Origin of the sequence: Erwinia sp. E602 (assembly GCF_018141005.1) — a bacterium.
Classification (GTDB): Bacteria; Pseudomonadota; Gammaproteobacteria; order Enterobacterales; family Enterobacteriaceae; genus Erwinia.
The window spans coordinates 3,056,068-3,073,660 of the sequence record NZ_CP046582.1 but is presented as its reverse complement, the minus strand read 5'-3'; the positions used below and the strand labels follow the sequence as shown (position 1 = coordinate 3,073,660).

20 protein-coding genes are annotated in these 17,593 nt (G+C 57.5%); 9 read left to right on the top strand and 11 right to left on the bottom strand.

What is annotated here, in order from left to right; genetic code table 11:
* The first annotated feature begins 14 nt into the window (after nt 1–14).
* The 3 genes from GKQ23_RS15630 (at nt 15) to GKQ23_RS15620 (ending at nt 4,531) form a co-directional block, all read left to right on the top strand.
* The gene (locus GKQ23_RS15630; protein ID WP_212408765.1) at nt 15–1,565 is read left to right on the top strand and encodes a glucan biosynthesis protein G; all 1,551 of its coding nucleotides are present in this window, start codon (nt 15–17) and stop codon (nt 1,563–1,565) included.
* Nucleotides 1,558–4,113 carry a glucans biosynthesis glucosyltransferase MdoH gene (mdoH, locus tag GKQ23_RS15625; RefSeq protein WP_212408763.1) on the top strand — a complete coding sequence of 852 codons (2,556 nt, stop codon included), beginning with the start codon at nt 1,558–1,560 and terminating at the stop codon, nt 4,111–4,113. Before GKQ23_RS15630 ends, mdoH begins: the two co-directional genes overlap by 8 nt.
* Nucleotides 4,114–4,336: 223 nt before the next feature.
* On the top strand, nt 4,337–4,531 hold the full coding sequence (locus GKQ23_RS15620; RefSeq protein ID WP_233208941.1) for a YceK/YidQ family lipoprotein: 195 nt from the start codon (nt 4,337–4,339) through the stop codon (nt 4,529–4,531).
* Nucleotides 4,532–4,580: 49 nt separating this feature from the next.
* Here GKQ23_RS15620 and GKQ23_RS15615 read toward each other — a convergent pair whose 3' ends face one another.
* Nucleotides 4,581–4,979 (bottom strand): MysB family protein, encoded by a 399-nt coding sequence (locus GKQ23_RS15615; protein WP_212408761.1) that lies wholly within the window; start codon nt 4,977–4,979, stop codon nt 4,581–4,583.
* Nucleotides 4,980–5,342: 363 nt separating this feature from the next.
* On the opposite strand from GKQ23_RS15615, the gene GKQ23_RS15610 reads away from it, so the two are divergent.
* Entirely contained in the window at nt 5,343–5,633 is a 291-nt protein-coding gene (locus GKQ23_RS15610) for a hypothetical protein (protein WP_212408759.1), read from the top strand.
* The gene (locus GKQ23_RS15605) at nt 5,634–5,783 is read left to right on the top strand and encodes a hypothetical protein (RefSeq protein ID WP_212408757.1); all 150 of its coding nucleotides are present in this window, start codon (nt 5,634–5,636) and stop codon (nt 5,781–5,783) included.
* Between the two features lie 28 nt (nt 5,784–5,811).
* Here GKQ23_RS15605 and GKQ23_RS15600 read toward each other — a convergent pair whose 3' ends face one another.
* A complete protein-coding gene (locus tag GKQ23_RS15600) occupies nt 5,812–6,729 on the bottom strand; it encodes a Kdo(2)-lipid IV(A) acyltransferase (protein WP_212408756.1) in 918 nt (305 codons plus the stop codon).
* Between the two features lie 318 nt (nt 6,730–7,047).
* Between GKQ23_RS15600 and GKQ23_RS15595 the strand changes: the two genes are divergently transcribed.
* The gene (locus GKQ23_RS15595; RefSeq protein WP_212408754.1) at nt 7,048–8,100 is read left to right on the top strand and encodes a rhodanese-related sulfurtransferase; all 1,053 of its coding nucleotides are present in this window, start codon (nt 7,048–7,050) and stop codon (nt 8,098–8,100) included.
* Nucleotides 8,101–8,144: 44 nt separating this feature from the next.
* Here the strand turns inward: GKQ23_RS15595 and GKQ23_RS15590 are convergent, their stop codons facing one another.
* The 9 genes from GKQ23_RS15590 to grxB all read right to left on the bottom strand — a co-directional run bounded on the left by GKQ23_RS15590 (nt 8,145) and on the right by grxB (nt 15,069).
* Complete coding sequence (locus tag GKQ23_RS15590) at nt 8,145–8,720, bottom strand: YceI family protein (protein WP_056236648.1); 576 nt, start codon at nt 8,718–8,720, stop codon at nt 8,145–8,147.
* A 22-nt stretch (nt 8,721–8,742) separates the two neighbouring features.
* A complete protein-coding gene (locus tag GKQ23_RS15585) occupies nt 8,743–9,297 on the bottom strand; it encodes a cytochrome b (protein ID WP_056236647.1) in 555 nt (184 codons plus the stop codon).
* Between the two features lie 418 nt (nt 9,298–9,715).
* Nucleotides 9,716–10,843, bottom strand: coding sequence for an N-methyl-L-tryptophan oxidase (gene solA / locus GKQ23_RS15580; RefSeq protein ID WP_056236646.1), 1,128 nt, complete (start codon nt 10,841–10,843; stop codon nt 9,716–9,718).
* Between the two features lie 131 nt (nt 10,844–10,974).
* Nucleotides 10,975–11,229, bottom strand: a complete 255-nt coding sequence (gene bssS / locus GKQ23_RS15575) for a biofilm formation regulator BssS (RefSeq protein WP_056236645.1) — start codon at nt 11,227–11,229, stop codon at nt 10,975–10,977.
* 208 nt (nt 11,230–11,437) lie between these two features.
* Nucleotides 11,438–11,713 carry a hypothetical protein gene (locus tag GKQ23_RS15570; protein WP_056236644.1) on the bottom strand — a complete coding sequence of 92 codons (276 nt, stop codon included), beginning with the start codon at nt 11,711–11,713 and terminating at the stop codon, nt 11,438–11,440.
* 185 nt (nt 11,714–11,898) lie between these two features.
* Nucleotides 11,899–12,141, bottom strand: a complete 243-nt coding sequence (gene dinI / locus GKQ23_RS15565) for a DNA damage-inducible protein I (RefSeq protein WP_056236643.1) — start codon at nt 12,139–12,141, stop codon at nt 11,899–11,901.
* A 114-nt stretch (nt 12,142–12,255) separates the two neighbouring features.
* Complete coding sequence (gene pyrC / locus GKQ23_RS15560; RefSeq protein WP_212408753.1) at nt 12,256–13,308, bottom strand: dihydroorotase; 1,053 nt, start codon at nt 13,306–13,308, stop codon at nt 12,256–12,258.
* Between the two features lie 226 nt (nt 13,309–13,534).
* A complete protein-coding gene (locus tag GKQ23_RS15555) occupies nt 13,535–14,098 on the bottom strand; it encodes a lipoprotein (RefSeq protein ID WP_056236641.1) in 564 nt (187 codons plus the stop codon).
* Between the two features lie 323 nt (nt 14,099–14,421).
* Nucleotides 14,422–15,069 (bottom strand): glutaredoxin 2, encoded by a 648-nt coding sequence (grxB, locus tag GKQ23_RS15550; RefSeq protein ID WP_212408752.1) that lies wholly within the window; start codon nt 15,067–15,069, stop codon nt 14,422–14,424.
* Nucleotides 15,070–15,341: 272 nt separating this feature from the next.
* On the opposite strand from grxB, the gene rimJ reads away from it, so the two are divergent.
* Genes rimJ through GKQ23_RS15535 form a run of 3 tightly spaced genes read left to right on the top strand, consistent with a single transcriptional unit; the run spans nt 15,342 to nt 17,528 of the window.
* Entirely contained in the window at nt 15,342–15,935 is a 594-nt protein-coding gene (rimJ, locus tag GKQ23_RS15545; RefSeq protein ID WP_212408751.1) for a ribosomal protein S5-alanine N-acetyltransferase, read from the top strand.
* A gap of 8 nt (nt 15,936–15,943) precedes the next feature.
* Nucleotides 15,944–16,612, top strand: a complete 669-nt coding sequence (locus GKQ23_RS15540; RefSeq protein WP_212411850.1) for a DUF480 domain-containing protein — start codon at nt 15,944–15,946, stop codon at nt 16,610–16,612.
* Nucleotides 16,605–17,528, top strand: a complete 924-nt coding sequence (locus tag GKQ23_RS15535) for a Gfo/Idh/MocA family protein (RefSeq protein WP_056236635.1) — start codon at nt 16,605–16,607, stop codon at nt 17,526–17,528. Before GKQ23_RS15540 ends, GKQ23_RS15535 begins: the two co-directional genes overlap by 8 nt.
* The last annotated feature ends 65 nt before the right edge of the window (nt 17,529–17,593 follow it).

Sequence of the window (17,593 nt, the reverse complement as noted above, 5' to 3'; positions counted from 1 at the left end):
ATGTGCTGAGTAAAATGAACAATAAACCTAAGATGCTGTTGCGCTGGTCTTGCCTGGCCGTTTTGCTTTCAATGTACACCAGCGCCAGCTGGGCGTTTAACATTGATGACGTGGCAAAGCAGGCGAAGGAGTTAGCCGGTAAAGGCTTTGAGGCGCCGAAGAGTAATCTGCCCTCGCAGCTGCGCGACATGAAGTATGCTGACTATCAGCAGATCCAGTTTAACCATGATAAGGCCTACTGGAATAAACTGAAAACCCCGTTTAAGCTCGAGTTTTACCATCAGGGCATGTACTTCGACACCCCGGTACAGCTTAATGAAGTGACGGCAAACAGCGTTCGTCCGATCAAATACTCCGCGGATTATTTCAACTTCGGCAACGTTCCGCACGATCCTGACACGCTGAAAAACCTTGGGTTTGCCGGTTTCAAAGTGCTGTACCCGCTGAACAGCAAAGATAAGAAAGACGAAATTACCAGCTTCCTGGGTGCCAGCTACTTTCGCGTAATCGGCAACGGCCAGGTTTACGGTCTGTCTGCCCGGGGACTGGCGATCGACACCGCGCTGCCGTCCGGTGAAGAGTTCCCGCGCTTTAAATCATTCTGGATCGAGCGGCCAAAACCGCAGGATAAGCACCTGGTGATCTACGCGCTGCTGGACTCGCCGCGCGCGACCGGCGCGTACCGCTTCCTGATTACCCCAGGTAAAGACAGCACCGTTGACGTACAGTCAAAAGTGTTCCTGCGCGACAAAGTCGGCAAGCTGGGCGTGGCTCCACTGACCAGCATGTTCCTGTTTGGTGCCAACCAGCCGTCGCCGGTCACCAACTACCGCAAAGAGCTGCACGACTCCAACGGCCTGTCGATCCACGCCGGCAACGGAGAGTGGATCTGGCGTCCGCTGAACAACCCACGCCACCTGGCGGTTAGCACCTTTACCGTGGAAAACCCGCGCGGCTTTGGTCTGCTGCAGCGCGGCCGTAACTTCGAACAGTTCGAGGATCTGGACGACCGCTACGATCTGCGCCCGAGCGGCTGGATCGAGCCAAAAGGCGACTGGGGCAAAGGACGCGTAGAGCTGGTTGAAATTCCGACCTCTGACGAAACCAACGACAACATCGTTGCGTTCTGGACGCCAGAAACCCTGCCGGAGCCGGGCAAAGAGATGGACTTCAACTATCGCCTGCACTTCACCCGTGATGAGAACCAGCTGCACTCGCCCGAAACGGCCTATGTGAAAAGCACGCTGCGCTCGACCGGTGACGTGAAGCAGTCCAACCTGGTGCGCCAGCCGGACGGCACCGTCGCCTTTATCGTTGACTTCACCGGCCCGGAAATGAGCAAGCTGGCGGAAAATACGCCGGTGGCCCCGCAGGTGAGCATTGGTAATAACGGCGAGCTGGTTGAAAACAGCGTGCGTTATAACCCGGTCACCAAAGGCTGGCGTCTGGTGCTGCGCCTGAAGGTGAAGGACAATAAACAGCCAACAGAAATGCGTGCGGCGCTGGTTAACGGCGACAAAACGCTGACCGAAACCTGGAGCTATCAGTTGCCTGCCAATGAATAAATCGACCGTAATACCCGATCAATACATTGACGCGTTGCCCCTGACCGCCGAGCGGAAAGGGGCGCTGCGTGACGCGCTTCCCGCCGGGCCGCAGGAGAGCTTCAGCCAGCTGCACCATCAGCTGGCCGAGGATGGCCCGGTAGAAACCCGTGCGGACGACGCACCGCAGGAGTCAGTGAAAGCCCGCGTGCAGATGAGTTGGCCGGACTCGGTTGCCGACGGCGCGCAGTTTGATAAAGACGCGCTGGACCGCACCACGCTTAAGGCGATGCCGCAGCACACCCGCTCCTCGATGTATCCGGAGGAGTGGCGCACCAACCCGGTGGCCCGGGCGTGGAACTCGCTGCGCGGGCGCAAATCAACGCCCCGTTATGCCAACAAAGAAGAGCAGAAGACCGAAGATAAATGGCGCCACGTTGGCTCCATTCGTCGCTATATTTTGCTGGGGCTGACGCTGATCCAGACGGTGATCGCCACCTGGTACATGAAAACCATTCTGCCGTACCAGGGCTGGGCGCTGATCGATCCGCTGGAGATGATCAACCAGAACTGGCAGCAGTCGCTGATGCAGATCCTGCCTTACGTGCTGCAGACCGGTATTCTGTTCCTGTTTGCCATTCTGTTCTGTTGGGTCTCTGCCGGCTTCTGGACCGCGCTGATGGGCTTCCTGCAGCTGTTGATCGGTAAAGATAAATACAGCATCTCTTACCTGACTAACGGCGATGAGCCGATCAACCCGGAGCACCGCACCGCGCTGATTATGCCGATCTGTAATGAAGACGTCGGCCGCGTGTTTGCCGGCCTGCGCGCTACCTGGGAATCGGTGGTGCGTTCCGGCGAGCAGCAGAACTACGACGTTTATATCCTCAGCGACAGCTACAACCCGGACATCTGCATGGCAGAACAGAAGGCGTGGATGGAGCTGGTGCGTGACGTCGGTGGGGAAGGGCGCATTTTCTATCGCCGCCGCCGCCGCCGCGTGAAACGTAAGTCCGGTAACATTGATGACTTCTGCCGCCGCTGGGGTAGCCAGTACAGCTACATGGTGGTGCTGGATGCGGACAGCGTGATGAGCGGCGAGTGCCTTAACGGCCTGGTGCGGATGATGGAAGCCAACCCGAACGCGGGTATTATCCAGTCTTCGCCGAAAGCTTCGGGCATGGATACGCTGTACGCACGTTGTCAGCAGTTTGCCACCCGCGTCTACGGGCCATTGTTTACCGCCGGCCTGCACTTCTGGCAGCTGGGTGAGTCGCATTACTGGGGGCACAACGCGATTATCCGCGTGAAGCCGTTTATCGAACACTGTGCGCTCGCGCCGCTGCCGGGTGAGGGCTCGTTCGCCGGTTCGATCCTCTCCCACGACTTCGTGGAAGCGGCGCTGATGCGCCGTGCGGGCTGGGGAGTGTGGATCGCCTACGATCTGCCTGGCTCTTATGAAGAGCTGCCGCCTAACCTGCTGGACGAGCTGAAGCGCGACCGCCGCTGGTGCCACGGTAACCTGATGAACTTCCGCCTGTTCCTGGTGAAAGGCATGCACCCGGTACACCGTGCGGTGTTCCTGACCGGGGTGATGTCTTACCTGTCTGCGCCGCTGTGGTTTATGTTCCTGGCACTCTCCACCGCGCTGCAGGTGGTGCACACGCTGATGGAGCCGCAGTACTTCCTGCAGCCGCGCCAGCTGTTCCCGGTATGGCCACAGTGGCGGCCGGAACTGGCAATCGCGCTGTTCTCCACCACGCTGGTGCTGCTGTTCCTGCCAAAACTACTCAGCGTGGTGCTGGTGTGGTGCAAGGGAGCGAAGCCGTACGGTGGCGCGCTGCGCGTGCTGGTTTCGCTGTTCCTTGAGATGCTGTTCTCGGTGCTGCTGGCCCCGGTGCGCATGCTGTTCCACACGGTGTTCGTGGTCAGCGCCTTCCTGGGCTGGGAAGTGGTCTGGAACTCGCCGCAGCGTGACGATGACGCCACGCCGTGGAGCGAAGCCTTCCGTCGCCATGGTTCGCAGATGCTGCTGGGCCTGGTATGGGCCGGCGGTATGGGCTGGCTGGATCTCAACTTCCTGTGGTGGCTGTCGCCGATCGTCTTCTCGCTGATCCTGTCGCCGTTTGTCTCGGTGTGGTCAAGCCGGGGTACGCTGGGCCAGGCCTCCAAACGCGGCCGCCTGTTCCTGATCCCGGAAGAGTACGATCCGCCGAAAGAGCTGCTGGATACCGACCGCTACGTGGTGCTGAACCGTGAACGTCAGCTGGATAATGGCTTTATGCACGCCATGTTCCACCCGTCGTTTAACGCGCTGGCCAGTGCGCTGGCGACCTCGCGTCACCTGAAAAGCGATATTCTGGAATACGCCCGCGACCGCCGTGTCGATCAGGCGCTGAGCCAGTCGCCGGTGAAGCTGGGGCGTGACGATCGCCTGGCGCTGCTCAGCGATCCGGTGACGCTGTCGCGCATGCACTATCGCCTGTGGCAGAACGCCGATAAGTATCACGACTGGTTCGATCACTATCAGACCCTGAAGCTGAATCCGCAGGCGCTGAATAATCAGTAAGCCTGGTGGTAACAAAACCGGAACCCTGTGTTCCGGTTTTTTTTGCCTGCAAAACGGCGTCCGGCGTGGGGTGGGAAGATAAACAGCAGCGTTTTTACGTTTTCTTTGCACTTGATGCGCTGTTGCGGTAAAAAGCACGCTGTAGAATAGTGCGTTTTTTACTCCGGGGCAGAATGCAGTGACAAGGTTTATTCGCAGTGTGGCGGTGGGGCTTGCGGCGGTGATGCTGTGCGGCTGCGGCAGCATTATCAGCAGAGCCGTGCCCGGACAGGGGCACGGTAACCAGTACTATCCCGGCGTACAGTGGGACATTCAGGATAAGCCGTGGCGCTTTATTGCCATCATCGACCTGCCGCTGTCGCTGGTGGTCGACACCCTGCTGCTGCCGGTGGATGCGCAACACGGGCCCTACGAGTAAGCTGACGGAGCCTGCTGCGCATCACGGCCTGACCAGTAAGCCAGCCGGGTCAGAAGCGGTTTTCTGACTCGCTGTTGTCGTCTTCCCACTCTTCTGCCGCGGCGTCCGCCTCTTCAGTGCAGGCCGGCGGTTCCAGCTGAAACTCGCCTTCGTCCCATTCGTGCAGGGTATTTTCCGGCAGCCACTCCTGGCGCAGTTCGATCTCATCGAAATCGCCGTCAAAAATCGCCTGAGCGGCCTCACCGCTGGCGACCGGCAGGCCTTCGCCCTGATCGGCTTCCGTGGTCAGGAACTCCGCCTGCCACATAATGTCGCCGTCCTGCATCACGTACTTCTGCAGGTTAAACTGCTCAATCGACGCCTCTTCTTCATCGACTTCCGGATTGGCCGCCAGGTACTCCTCGCGTGCGGCGTCAATGGCTTCTTCCAGGGTTGCATACAGGTTCATGGGCATATCCTTGATATCTGGTGACTAAAACAAGGTTAATTGTTGTCGCTGATGGCAAAGATGCAAGGTAAGGGGCGGAAAAATTTCTCGGCGTGTTAGTGGAAAGTACTGACCGGATACAGTAGTCACATCCGGATGTGCGACAACTCATTAAACATCATCTGCAAATCCGTATGAGCACGATAAGTTTCTAAGCCAAGTCTTATATGGCGGTAAAGTAACCAACACCATCCGGATTATGTCTCGGCCTTACTGAGTTCGAATTCAGAGATGAATCATTGCGGGTATCGAAGCCAGGACATTTTTCAAATAAAAGATGCATATGAGCAGTGATTTGAACTTGTGTAATGGAGGGCCGAAACGATGGGTTTGAATAATTATACCGTACCAGCCATATTCAGTTTATTAATGGTTTGGTCTTTTAGAGAATACGTCAGGACAGCTGGTGTGCTGATAACTCTCTCTATTTATTACGTTTTCTCCTGTCTGAGTCTGGTTATTTATATTGCTGCGCATCTGTATTTTGGTTCGGGGCTGCAACGTGAGTTCCCGGATTTATTTGGCCGTAACGAGTTCATTGCCTCTGCTGTGATTGGTTTTATTAATCTGTTGTTTTTTAAGACTATTCATTTAATTAAGAAAAGGATGATTTAAATGAAAGAGTTGACACTGATTGAAAAAAACAAGGTTTCAGGTGCGAAAGGACCTGGTATGGATCCTGCTAATGCGCAGATCATTAAAGATATTGCCATTGATGCAGGAATAGGTGCACCCTTAACCCCAGGGTCCCCATGGATCGTCTGAAAAAGCAGGCCGGCGATTCGGCCTGCTGTCAGTAGAGTGAAGGCTGCCCTTCCGGACGGGTTTTGAAGCGGCGGTGCAGCCACATATACTGCTCTGGTGCCATCAGCACGCCCTGTTCGACCACCTGATTCATGGCGCGCGCGGTGCTGCTCTCATCGTCCAGCGGCACCTGTTGTTCAGGCAGGATCACCATTTCATACCCGCGGCCTTCCGGCAGGCGGCGCGGAACAAACGGGATCACCGCCGGATTACCCATGCGGATTAGCATATAGCTGCCTTTGGTGGAGGCGGCATCCTCAACGGCGAAGAACGGCACAAACACGCTGCTTCTTGGGCCGTAGTCGTGATCCGGCGCGTACCAGATAATGTCGCCATTTTTCAGCGCGCGGATCATGCCTTTCACATCTTTGCGATCCAGCATGCTCTTATTAGAGCGCATACGTCCCCAGGTCTGCAGCCAGTCGATCAGCGCATTGTCATTTGGCCGGTAAACGCCGATGCCGGGGTTGTGAATGCCAAAGATGCGCGCGCCCAGTTCCAGGGTCAGGAAGTGCATGCCAATCAGCAGCACGCCTTTATTATTCTCAGCCGCTTTGCTGATATGTTCCAGGCCGCTGACGGTAAACCATTTGCTGATGCGCCAGTCGGGCCAGAACCAGGCCATGCCGGTTTCGATTAAGCCCATGCCCAACGATTCGAAGTTGTGTTTTACCAGCGCCTCGCGTTCGGCGGCAGGCATCTGCGGAAAGCACAGTTCCAGATTGCGACGGGCGATGTTCACACGTGAGCGGAGGAAACGCATCGACAGGCGGCCGAGCCCGCAGCCCAGACGATACAGCAGAGGATAGGGAAGCAGCACCAGGGCATACAGCAGGACAATCCCAAACCAGGTGTGCCAGTAACGGGGATGCAGCAACGCGCGGCGAAATTGAGGCAGCTGAGTCATGAGTTTCCAGATCTCAAAAAGGGGGGACTATTATGCTGTCCGTTAAATTTTAATTATGACCTATTGTGCCATTTTTCGGATAGTTACTGAAAAAAAATGCCGATAAGCGATGAATATTTCACCATTTTAAGGAAGTAGCCTGCCTGAGCGAAAGCGTATGCAGTGAATTTAACGATTGTCGTTAAGGTCATGCTTCGTAAGGGTTGTGGTGACAAAACACCGGGGCATGAGACAATTCTCTCATCACTGCAAAAAATTGTTTATTGGTGTATGATTGCGCCGCAAAAATTTCTCTCATCGTAATCAGGAAAGTACACCATGCCAGTGTTACATAACCTCGTTTCCAATGAAGAGCTGAAGGCGCGCATGCTGGCTGAAACCGAACCGCGCACCACAGTCTCTTTCTATAAATACTTCACCATTGACGATCCGCGCGCCTTCCGCGACGCGCTGTACGTGGCGATGACCGCGCTGAAGGTGTTTGGCCGCGTTTATGTGGCCGCCGAGGGCATCAATGCCCAGCTTAGCGTGCCAGCCAGCCAGTATGAAGCCATGAAGGCGATGCTGTACGGCTTCCATCCGCAGCTCAACAACCTGCGCATGAACATCGCGCTGGATGACGACGGCAAATCCTTCTGGGTGCTGCGTCTTAAGGTTCGTGAGCGCATCGTGGCCGACGGCATCACCGATGAAAGCTTTGATGCCAGCGACGTCGGTGCTTATCTGAAGGCGGCGGACGTTAACGCCATGCTCGACGATCCGGACGCGGTGTTTGTTGATATGCGCAACCACTACGAGTACGAAGTGGGCCATTTCGATAACGCGATGGAGATCCCGGCGGATACCTTCCGCGATCAGCTGCCGATGGCGGTGGATATGCTGCAGGAAGACAAAGAGAAGAAGATCGTGATGTACTGCACCGGCGGCATCCGCTGTGAAAAAGCCAGTGCCTGGATGCGTCACAACGGCTTTGAAAACGTCTACCACATCGAAGGGGGCATTATTGAGTACGCCCGTCGCGCCCGCGAGCAGGGGCTGCCGGTACGTTTCAAGGGTAAAAACTTTGTCTTTGACGAGCGGATGGGGGAGCGCATCTCTGACGATGTGATCGCCAACTGCCACCAGTGCGGTGCGCCCTGTGATACGCACGTTAACTGCCTGAACGACGGCTGCCACCTGCTGTTTATTCAGTGCCCGAGCTGTGCGGAAAAGTACAGCCACTGCTGCAGCCCGCTGTGTCAGGAAGAGCTGGCGTTAACGCCGGAAGAGCAGCGCGCTCGCCGTGCGGGACGCGAGAACGGCAATAAAATCTTCAACAAGTCGCGCGGCATGTTGAATACCACCCTGAAAATCCCTTCCCCGGAAGAGTAACAGGGTTGCGCTTCCCGCGTTACGAGCGGGAAGCGCGCTTCAGCTTACTGGCGTACGCCTTCCACCGAGATAATCAGCTCAACCTCCTGTGACGCCGGGCCGAGATCGGATTTAACGTTGAAGTCTTTCAGCGCGAATTTACCTTCTGCTTCAAAGCCGGCACGATAGCCACCCCACGGATCCTTGCCTTCACCGGTCAGCTTCGCTTCCAGCTCGACAGGTTTGGTCACACCGTTCAGGGTCAGATTACCTTTCACCTTCAGCTCGTCACCCTCTTTGGTCACACCGGTCGACACGAAGGTGGCCTGCGGGAATTTGGCGGCATTCAGGAAGTCTGCGCTGCGCAGGTGCTTGTCACGCTCGGCATGGTTAGTATCGACGCTGCCGGTGTTGATGGTCACGTTGACTTTGTCCTTGCTCGGGTCCGCTTCGTCATAGCTGAAGCTACCGTCGAAATCTTTAAACGAGCCGTACAGCCAGCTGTAGCCGAGGTGTTTAATGCGGAACTGCACAAAGGCGTGCTGGCCCTCTTTATCAATTTTGTAGTCTGCGGCGGCGGCGGTACCCGCCGTCATCAGTAAGGCGGCGGTGGTTAATCCCAGAACGGTTTTTTTAAACATAACAACTCTCCATTTCCAAAGGTTAATCGGTGCGGCGACCCAGCATCCGGTTCAACGTAATATCGCGATCGATAAAGTGATGTTTCAGCGCGGCAAGCCCGTGTAATACGGACAACACCACCACGCTCCAGGCCAGCCACAGGTGAATGTCACCCGCCAGGTCGGCCTGTTCGCCCAGCCCGGCCACCACGGCCGGCACCGGTACAATGCCAAACACATTGATCGGCTTGCCTTCAGCGGTTGAGATCAGGTAACCACTGATTAAAATCGAAAACAGCAGCACATACAGCAACACATGGGCGGTAATCGCGCCGTGGCGCACCGCCGTGGAGTAACTGCTCAGGGGTTTGGGCGGCGGCGAAACAAAGCGCCAGACCACCCGGAGCAGCATCACGGCGAACAGCACCATGCCGATGCTTTTATGTAACTCAGGGGCTTTGTGATACCAGGTATCGTAGTAGCCCAGCGTGACCATCCACAGGCCCAGCGCGAACATGCCATAAACGGCCAGCGCCACTAACCAGTGAATGCTGATACTCAGTGAGCCATAACGGCTCTCGCTATTCTTCCACTGCATCTCAATGCCCGATAAACGTAGAGGGAATTAAAGATTGGCTAACGGAAAGGTTAAAAGCAACCACTAATTTCATAAGTTGCATAATTTATTAATTTGTTGAAATTTTTTGAATTATAAATTCATCAGATGCTCAGAAAATCAGAAGGGCGATCTCCTTTAAGGCGTTTTAGTCACGATTATATGCAGCGGATGCAAATGCCGGGCACATAATAATATTCATAATTTTTGTCGCAAATTTAAATTAACGTCAGTGTTTTGTCACTTTTTGTCAATGTGCGTTTTTTTGAGATATTAGGTTTACTGTACAATGTATGCGGGTGAGCAGGAAAGGGGGGGCGCGGGAAACGGCAGCGGGCAGCGGGTTGCCTGAGGGGCAATCCGGCCTGCCCGAAGGGCGGTCAGGCCGGTAGTCAGCCGGTCAGATCCCCGGCTGGTTGAAACGGGCAAGAGAGAACGGGGTCAGATCGAATTCACTGTCGATGCCCTGGGCAAACTGCGCGGCAATTTCCCCCAGCACGCTGGCAAACTTAAAGCCGTGGCCGCTCAGCCCGGTCACGATCATCCGGTTGGGCTGGCCGGGGAAGGTATCAATAATAAAGTCTTCGTCCGGCGAGTTGTCGTAGGTGCAGGACTCTCCGTGCAGGCAGACGCCAACGCCCGGCAGGAACTGGCGGATAAAGCCGAACAGTTCGCTGCCGTCCTCGCGGACGCTGCCGAACGGGGTGCGCTGTTCGGGGGAGGAGATCGGCTGGCCGCCCTGATGCTTGCCGATCTTGATAGCATTGTTATCCGCCGGGAAACCGTAGTAGTGATCGCCGTCCGGCATCTGCACGGCAAAGGCGGGGAAGCGGTTATTCTCGCTGTAGCGGCCGTCGGCCTGGTGCCAGGCAAACACCTTACGCACTGGCGTTACCGGCAGGGCCGGGTAGAGGGTTTTTACCCAGGTTCCGGCGGTCACCAGCAGCCGTCGCGCCTGGAAATCCCCCTCCGGGGTGCTGACGGTCTGCAGGCCGTTTTGTTCGCTAATTGCGGTGACCTCGCAGTTAAACAGCTGTGCGCAACAGGCATCTCTGGCCTGGACGATCCAGCTTTTAACCGCCACTTCTGATTTCAGATAACCGGAACGGGGTTCCCATACGCCGACGTAACCGGCGGGAACGCTAATCTGCGGCCAGCGCTGGCTGACCTCTTCCCCGCTCAACACCTCGACCTCCAGGCCGAACTGCTGCGCGCTGTGGATGACGTTTTGAATAAACTCAGCCTGCTGCGGTGCCAGATTGAGCACCCCGCTGCGCTGCATAATGCGTTCACCACTCTGCTGTTCCAGCTGGTCCCACAGCTGCTGGGCACGTAACACCATCGGCACGTAACGGGCGCCTTCGCCGTAGGCGTGGCGGATTAAGCGGCTCTCTCCGTGATGACTGCCTTCGCTGTGCGGCGGATGACCGCGGTCAATCATCAGCACGTTCAGCCCGGCTTCGGTCGCGTACCAGCCTGCCGCTGCGCCGACCGAGCCACTACCCACTATAATTAAGTCATACACCATATCCGTATTACTCCCTGAATTGCCGCGGCGCGGCAACGCTTATGCAATTAATTTTAAGGTGAGGATAACAAAACTGACGGGCATGAAAAAGGCACCCGTAGGGTGCCTTTTTCTGAACGGTTTAGCGCGGTCTAATGTTTCTTGTAATCGCGATCCTGGTATTCCGTCGCTTCAATCTTGGCGATGCCGGCCTCAAGTATTGAAATAAATTGTCTGGCAACGTCGGTGGTGAGCCAGTAAGTCTGGCCGACTTCTGCATCTTCAGCCTGCTGTTCATTAGAGGACAACGAGTGCAGGCGGATCATCATTGCGTCATAGCTGTCTACGGTGCTGATATCCCATCCAATGAGGGGATGTGTCTGGATTACGTCTTTGTTTCTGTCCATTTATAACCCCCTTTATTACTCGTGTTGATGATGACAACAAAGTGATTTATCGAGGTTCTTATACAGAATTTCCTTAGAGCTCCGTAATTATAACAGAAGTTTCACATTACGCCGACGAGGTTCATCGGCAGGACGCATCAGGACAGACTTGAAAACTCAGCGTCTTTTATTTCATACAGCCCTGCGGCCCCCGCTGAGCCGGGATACGTCAGGCCTCGCTCACGCCGCCGAGAGGCTCACCGCTGCGACGCTTCTCCAGCTCCCCGGCCAGCTGCAGAAAGTGCTGCTGGGTCTGCTCATCGCGGTACTGATTCTGCCCTTCAAGGCGCAGGCTGTGGATCAACAGCTGATTAGCCCGCTCATCCAGGCAGAAGGAAAGCAGCGAAAAGGCATTTTCCAGCACGTTCAGCCGACGTTGCTGATCGCCAATCATCGTCAGCAGCTCGCCAAAGGTCATTGCCTGTTCAGGATTATCGGCAGTCATAAACAAAACCTCAGTCATTAACCACAGCGGCAGGGAGAAAATCAGAGTAAGAGATTATTCGGGCGGCGTCCAGAGGGCAAGGCGTCAGCAGAAGGTAAAAAAGCCGGATGGCGACACCCGGCAAAATGGCACAACGGTAAAACGGGGGGACGCGGCAGGCAAACGGCGTGCGCGGTCAGATCAAGTCAGGGAATAAACCAGTCGTCGGCGCTCTCCCAGGTCTCCTGCAAAATATCGCTAATCTGATCTTTGGCTTCTTTGCCGCCACCCATTACCGTCAGGTTACTGGCGCTGGCATAGCGAACCGATACGGTATTATGGCCGTCGGGAAAATGGCGATCGATACGTTTGCTGAGCTCCTGCGTCAGGGCATCAAGCGCGCCGGCGGGGAGTGAGGTGGTTTTTGCTACAGTGACTTCAACACGCATGAGAGCCTCCGGTTAATATACTGTGAATGTATACAGTATTTTTCACGAAAGCAATGAGCAGGCATAAATATTTTCCGCCGCCGGCAGGGAGCCGGCGGCGGATAGCACCGGGAATTATGCCTGCACGCGCCAGTTCAGGGTTTCACCGGCGAGGAATGGCACCAGCGTATGGCCGTCGCTGCCCACCGCCACGCTCTCTGCTACCGTCCACGGCTCACGCACCAGCGTCACCGTGCCTTCATTCAGCGGCAGGCCATAAAACGCCGGGCCGTTCTCTGAGGTAAAGGCTTCGAAGTGTGCCAGCGCGCCGATCTCTTCAAACACCGTAGCGTAGGCGGCCAGCATCGACGGCGCGTTAAACACCCCGGCGCAGCCGCAGCAGGCCTCTTTGCGGTCACGGGTGTGCGGGGCGGTATCGGTACCGAGGAAGAAACGGTTATGGCCGCTGGCCACGGCGGCCCGTAGCGCCTCCTGGTGCACGTTGCGCTTCAGGATCGGCAGGCAGTAAAGGTGCGGGCGAATACCGCCGACCAGCATATGGTTGCGGTTGAACAGTAAATGTTGCGGGGTGATGGTGGCCGCCAGCAGCTCATTGCCCTCCAGCACGTAGGCCGCCGCCTCTTTGGTGGTGATATGTTCACACACCACCTTAAGCCCCGGGAACTGCTTACGCAGCGGTTCCAGCACCGTTTCAATAAAACGGGCTTCGCGATCGAAAATATCGATGTGGGCATCGGTCACTTCGCCGTGGATCAGCAGCGGCATGCCGATGTTCTGCATGCGCTCCAGCACCGGGGCAATGGCGGCAATGCTGGTGACGCCGTGCGCCGAGTTGGTGGTGGCATGCGCCGGGTAGAGTTTGGCGGCGGTAAACACGCCTTCGCGGAAGCCGCTTTCGATCTCGTTCGGATCCAGCCCGTCGGTCAGGTAGCAGGTCATCAGCGGGGTAAAGCGGTGCCCGGCCGGTACGGCGGCCTGAATACGTTCACGGTAAGCACGGGCAGCGGCCACGCTGGTCACCGGCGGTACCAGGTTTGGCATCACGATCGCCCGGCCACAGACCTCACTGGTAAAGGGCACTACCGCCTCCAGCATCTCTCCGTCACGCAAATGGATATGCCAGTCGTCTGGGCGGCGAATAACTAACTGCTGGGGTTGTGCGGTCATGCGATGTGCTCCGGCAAAAGTTGAAGAGATGGCAGGTTTTGGCCGGGGTCTAAGCATAGGGATAAACCGTGCTAATTGCATCTGCTTTATCAGGCCGCGAGCGGAATTATTGCCCGTATGACGGAGCGCGCTGAGCGCGATATGCGTGGTGCGCCACCAGCAGGTGGCGCGGGCACAGGCGATTTTGATGCAAATCGCGAGTATCCTGGCTATCTGACGGCAACGATTAATCGGTAAACGGAATAACCAGCTCACCCGGCTTGACTTCCAGCCCTTTGGCGAAGCGTTTCGCCAGTGATTCCGCCTTGCTGCGATCGCTGCTCAGCAGATAGGCGGGCTTCTGGTTGAAGTAGTCTTTCAGCGACTGGTTAAGATACGGCGTCAGGGTTTTCAGCACCCCCTGCATCTTCTCCGGCTGCACCTGCACCTCCACCAGCTCCATATCCTTCAGATAGATCGCGCCCTGCGGCTGGTCAAACACCGGCTGGGCTTTCATTTTCAGCTTCATCTCCGCCTGCTGCGGGCCGAACAGCGAGCTGATATTGACCTTTGCGGTGCCGTTCAGCGTCACCTTGTTGGGCTCTTCGCGGCCGATCTGGCTGCTGAGATCGTTCAGCACAATATGCGCGTCCACCAGCCCGGGCACCCCGAGCTGTTTTTCGTAATTGTTATGTTTCGCCAGCGCCTGGTTAATCTCCTGCTCGCTGATACTGTAGCTGGCAATCTGGCTGCAGCCGGCGATCAGGCCGGCCAGCAGCAGGGCCGCGGCGGCTAAAAAGGGTTTCTTCATGCTCTTCTTCCTCGTGAGTCAAACGGCGCATCCTGCCGCGATGCCACAGCATGCAACAGTTCACGGCCCGCGTCACCAGGACAACGCCGAATGGTTCGGGGGAGGGGCAGCGCACGGGCGTGTCTGTGCCGGGGCTGAATCAGAAGCGGCTGGCAGGACAGAGACGCAGAGATCAGGCAAGAGGACCGGGAGCACAGGCAGATGCACAGGGGATCAGGCACAGGGGCAGGAGCACATAAGCGCGGGCTGAAGAGCAGGACGACGTTGCGGCAGGGAAAGCGCCGGAGAAGAGGCGAACCGGCCGTTGCCGGTTCGCCACAGGGTCAGACGGCGACCGAGCTGAGCAGGTTAATCTGCGTCTGTTTCGCCATATTGTCGCGGTAGGCGGCGACGCGGCTCGGGTACTCAATGCCGGCCACCAGCGACAGCGAACGCAGCAGCGGGAACAGGTGGATATCATCCAGCGAAAGCTCGCCGTTGACCGCATTTGGCTGAACGATCAGCTTATCCAGCTTGCGCAGGTCGTCGTTGACGTTCTTAATCAAACCGGCAGAGTGCTTTTTCAGCTCCTCGAAATCACCGGCCACCTGCTGCTTTTTGTTTTTGAAATAGCTGCGCGCCTGCGGGGTGGCAAACTCGGCGAACGGCGCTTCGGCCACGCGCGGGTAGAGCAGCTTGCTGACGTAGGTGTGAATATGGCGCAGCCAGTCACCGATGGCCGGATTAAGCGGGCCGGTCAGCAGCGGCTGGTGGTCCAGATTATCGACATACCCGACGATATCCAGGCTCTCCGGCATAAAGCTGCCGTCCTGCTTCACCAGGATCGGGGCCATCTTCTGGCCGATCATGCGGATCGGCGTCTCTTCGTCATCGTTGAGCATCACCACCAGCTCAAGCGGCAGATTTTTCAGGCCGAAAATCATGCGTGCCTTCACACAGAACGGACAGTGATCGTAGATATAGAGTTTCAATATCGTCTCCTTTTTAGCGTCAGTGTGACAATTAATTGGCTGAATATATTCGCAAAGTATGGAAGAGAACAGGGGAGAGGGCAAACTTTAGCGGAAAGACGGTGTCGCTGCCAGCCGAGGGCGGTAACCTATTTTAGCTGTCGTGAGCCGTTTTCAGTGGTTTTATGATTGCATCATCATTATTTTGTTCGTCAGTGTTTTACCGCCAATCCGCCTGGCAGGTATAGTAAGCGTTATCACCGCTATTCCGGCCACCGATTTCAGGAGAAACGATGTTTGGCTATCGAACCGCTGCCCCGAAAGTGCGGCTGACCACCGATCGTCTGGTGGTCCGCCTGGTCCATGAGCGCGATGCCTGGCGGCTGGCCGATTACTATGCGGAAAACCGTCAGTACCTGAAACCCTGGGAACCGATCCGCGACGACAGCCACTGCTATCCCTCCGGCTGGCAGGCGCGTCTCGGGCTGATTAGCGATCTGCAGAAGCAGGGCAGCGCCTACTATTTTGCGGTGATGGATCCGGACGAAAATGAAGTGCGCGGCGTGGCCAACTTCAGCAACGTGCTGCGCGGATCGTTCCACGCCTGCTACCTCGGCTATTCGCTGGGCGAGAAGTGGCAGGGGCAGGGGATGATGTTTGAAGCGCTGCAGGCGGCGATCCGCTATATGCAGCGCCAGCAGCGCATGCACCGCATTATGGCCAACTATATGCCGCACAATCAGCGCAGCGGCGACCTGCTGGCCCGGCTCGGGTTTGAGAAAGAAGGCTATGCGAAGAACTACCTGATGATTGACGGACGCTGGCAGGATCACGTCCTGACGGCGCTGACCACCCCTGACTGGACGCCGGAGCGGCGTGGAGTATAACCCTGATGATCAAAAATCCGCTGTCCGCGCACGAAGCGCGGGTGATTGGCTGCCTGCTGGAAAAGCAGGTGACCACCCCGGATCAGTACCCGATGTCGCTGAACGCGGTAGTAACGGCCTGTAATCAGAAGTCGAATCGCGAACCGGTAATGGCGCTCAGCGAAGGCGAGGTGCAGAACACCCTCGATCTGCTGGTAAAAAAACACCAGGTTACCGGGCTCAGCGGATTTGGCAGCCGGGTAATGAAGTACGAGCAGCGCTTCTGTAACTCCGAGTTTGGTCAGCTGAAGCTGAGCCCGGGCGAGGTGGCGCTGGTCGCCACCCTGCTGCTGCGCGGCGCGCAGACGCCGGGGGAGCTGCGTACCCGCTGCCAGCGTATCCATGACTTTGCCGATATGGCCGAGGTGGAGCAGGCGCTGGCGCAGCTGGCGACGCGTGAGTCGGGCGCGCTGGTGGTGCGTCTGGCCCGCGAGCCGGGCAAACGCGAGAGCCGCTTTATGCATCTGTTCAGCGGCGAGGTGGACGCCGCCGCCGAAAACGACACTGACACCCCGGCGGCGTTGTCAGCCGGTGGGGCGAGCCTCGCCGACCGGGTCAGCCAGCTGGAGCAGCAGGTGGCGGCGTTACAACAGCAGCTGGCGCGGCTGACCGGCAATCAGGAGCAGGACGATGAGTAAGCTGAGAGTTGGCATCGTCGGGCTGGGGGGGATTGCGCAAAAGGCCTGGCTGCCGGTGGTCACCTGCACCGACGGCTGGGAGGTGGCCGGTGCCTTCTCCCCCAACCAGCAGAAGGCGCGGCCGGTTTGCGACAGCTATCGCATTCCGCTGTTCTCCTCGCTGGACGCGCTGGCATCAGCCTGTGATGCGGTGTTCGTGCACAGCAGCACCGCCACGCACTTCGCCATCGTCGATCGGCTGCTGCGCGCGGGCAAAGACGTCTGCGTCGATAAGCCGCTGGCCGCCACGCTGCGCGAAGCGGAACAGCTGGTAGAGCTGGCCGCCGCACGCGGCCGCAGGCTGATGGTGGCGTTTAACCGCCGCTTTGCCCCGCGCTATTTGCAGCTGCAGGCGGCACTGGTGCAGCCCGCCTCGCTGCGCATGGATAAACACCGCAGCGACAGCGTCGGCCCGCGCGACGCCGGTTTTACCCTGCTGGATGATTATCTGCACGTGGTCGACAGCGCGCTGTGGCTGGCCGGCGCGCCAGGCGTGGCGCAGAGCGGCACGCTGCAGACCAACGACGACGGCCACCTGTTGTATGCCGAACATCACTTTCGCGCCGGCGGCGTGCAGGTGACCACCAGCATGCACCGCCGCGCCGGCAGTCAGGCCGAACGCGTTAGCGCTATTGATGACGGTGCGGTTTACCAGGTCAGCGATATGCGCGACTGGCAGCAGGAACGGGGCGGGAAAGTGACTATTGACCCGATCCCGGGCTGGCAGACGACCCTGGAGCAGCGTGGCTTTGTCGGCGCGGCGCACCACTTTATCCGCTGTGCCGAAAACCAGACCGCCCCCAGCGTCAGCGGTGAACAGGCGCTGATGGCGCAGCGCATTGTCGAACGGCTGTGGCACGAGGCGCAGCGCGAGTAACGGCCCGGACGGTGGCGGTACCGATAAAAACGGTAACAAACGGCGGTGGTTATTTCGTTGCACAT

What these genes read in the sequence shown, in the direction of transcription:
- GKQ23_RS15630 (WP_212408765.1), top strand. Translation starts at nt 15, where the DNA reads ATGAACAATAAACCTAAGATGCTGTTGCGCTGGTCTTGCCTGGCCGTT.
- mdoH (WP_212408763.1), top strand. Translation starts at nt 1,558, where the DNA reads ATGAATAAATCGACCGTAATACCCGATCAATACATTGACGCGTTGCCC.
- GKQ23_RS15620 (WP_233208941.1), top strand. Translation starts at nt 4,337, where the DNA reads ATGCTGTGCGGCTGCGGCAGCATTATCAGCAGAGCCGTGCCCGGACAG.
- GKQ23_RS15615 (WP_212408761.1), bottom strand. Translation starts at nt 4,979, where the DNA reads ATGAACCTGTATGCAACCCTGGAAGAAGCCATTGACGCCGCACGCGAG.
- GKQ23_RS15610 (WP_212408759.1), top strand. Translation starts at nt 5,343, where the DNA reads ATGGGTTTGAATAATTATACCGTACCAGCCATATTCAGTTTATTAATG.
- GKQ23_RS15605 (WP_212408757.1), top strand. Translation starts at nt 5,634, where the DNA reads ATGAAAGAGTTGACACTGATTGAAAAAAACAAGGTTTCAGGTGCGAAA.
- GKQ23_RS15600 (WP_212408756.1), bottom strand. Translation starts at nt 6,729, where the DNA reads ATGACTCAGCTGCCTCAATTTCGCCGCGCGTTGCTGCATCCCCGTTAC.
- GKQ23_RS15595 (WP_212408754.1), top strand. Translation starts at nt 7,048, where the DNA reads ATGCCAGTGTTACATAACCTCGTTTCCAATGAAGAGCTGAAGGCGCGC.
- GKQ23_RS15590 (WP_056236648.1), bottom strand. Translation starts at nt 8,720, where the DNA reads ATGTTTAAAAAAACCGTTCTGGGATTAACCACCGCCGCCTTACTGATG.
- GKQ23_RS15585 (WP_056236647.1), bottom strand. Translation starts at nt 9,297, where the DNA reads ATGCAGTGGAAGAATAGCGAGAGCCGTTATGGCTCACTGAGTATCAGC.
- solA (WP_056236646.1), bottom strand. Translation starts at nt 10,843, where the DNA reads ATGGTGTATGACTTAATTATAGTGGGTAGTGGCTCGGTCGGCGCAGCG.
- bssS (WP_056236645.1), bottom strand. Translation starts at nt 11,229, where the DNA reads ATGGACAGAAACAAAGACGTAATCCAGACACATCCCCTCATTGGATGG.
- GKQ23_RS15570 (WP_056236644.1), bottom strand. Translation starts at nt 11,713, where the DNA reads ATGACTGCCGATAATCCTGAACAGGCAATGACCTTTGGCGAGCTGCTG.
- dinI (WP_056236643.1), bottom strand. Translation starts at nt 12,141, where the DNA reads ATGCGTGTTGAAGTCACTGTAGCAAAAACCACCTCACTCCCCGCCGGC.
- pyrC (WP_212408753.1), bottom strand. Translation starts at nt 13,308, where the DNA reads ATGACCGCACAACCCCAGCAGTTAGTTATTCGCCGCCCAGACGACTGG.
- GKQ23_RS15555 (WP_056236641.1), bottom strand. Translation starts at nt 14,098, where the DNA reads ATGAAGAAACCCTTTTTAGCCGCCGCGGCCCTGCTGCTGGCCGGCCTG.
- rimJ (WP_212408751.1), top strand. Translation starts at nt 15,342, where the DNA reads ATGTTTGGCTATCGAACCGCTGCCCCGAAAGTGCGGCTGACCACCGAT.
- GKQ23_RS15535 (WP_056236635.1), top strand. Translation starts at nt 16,605, where the DNA reads ATGAGTAAGCTGAGAGTTGGCATCGTCGGGCTGGGGGGGATTGCGCAA.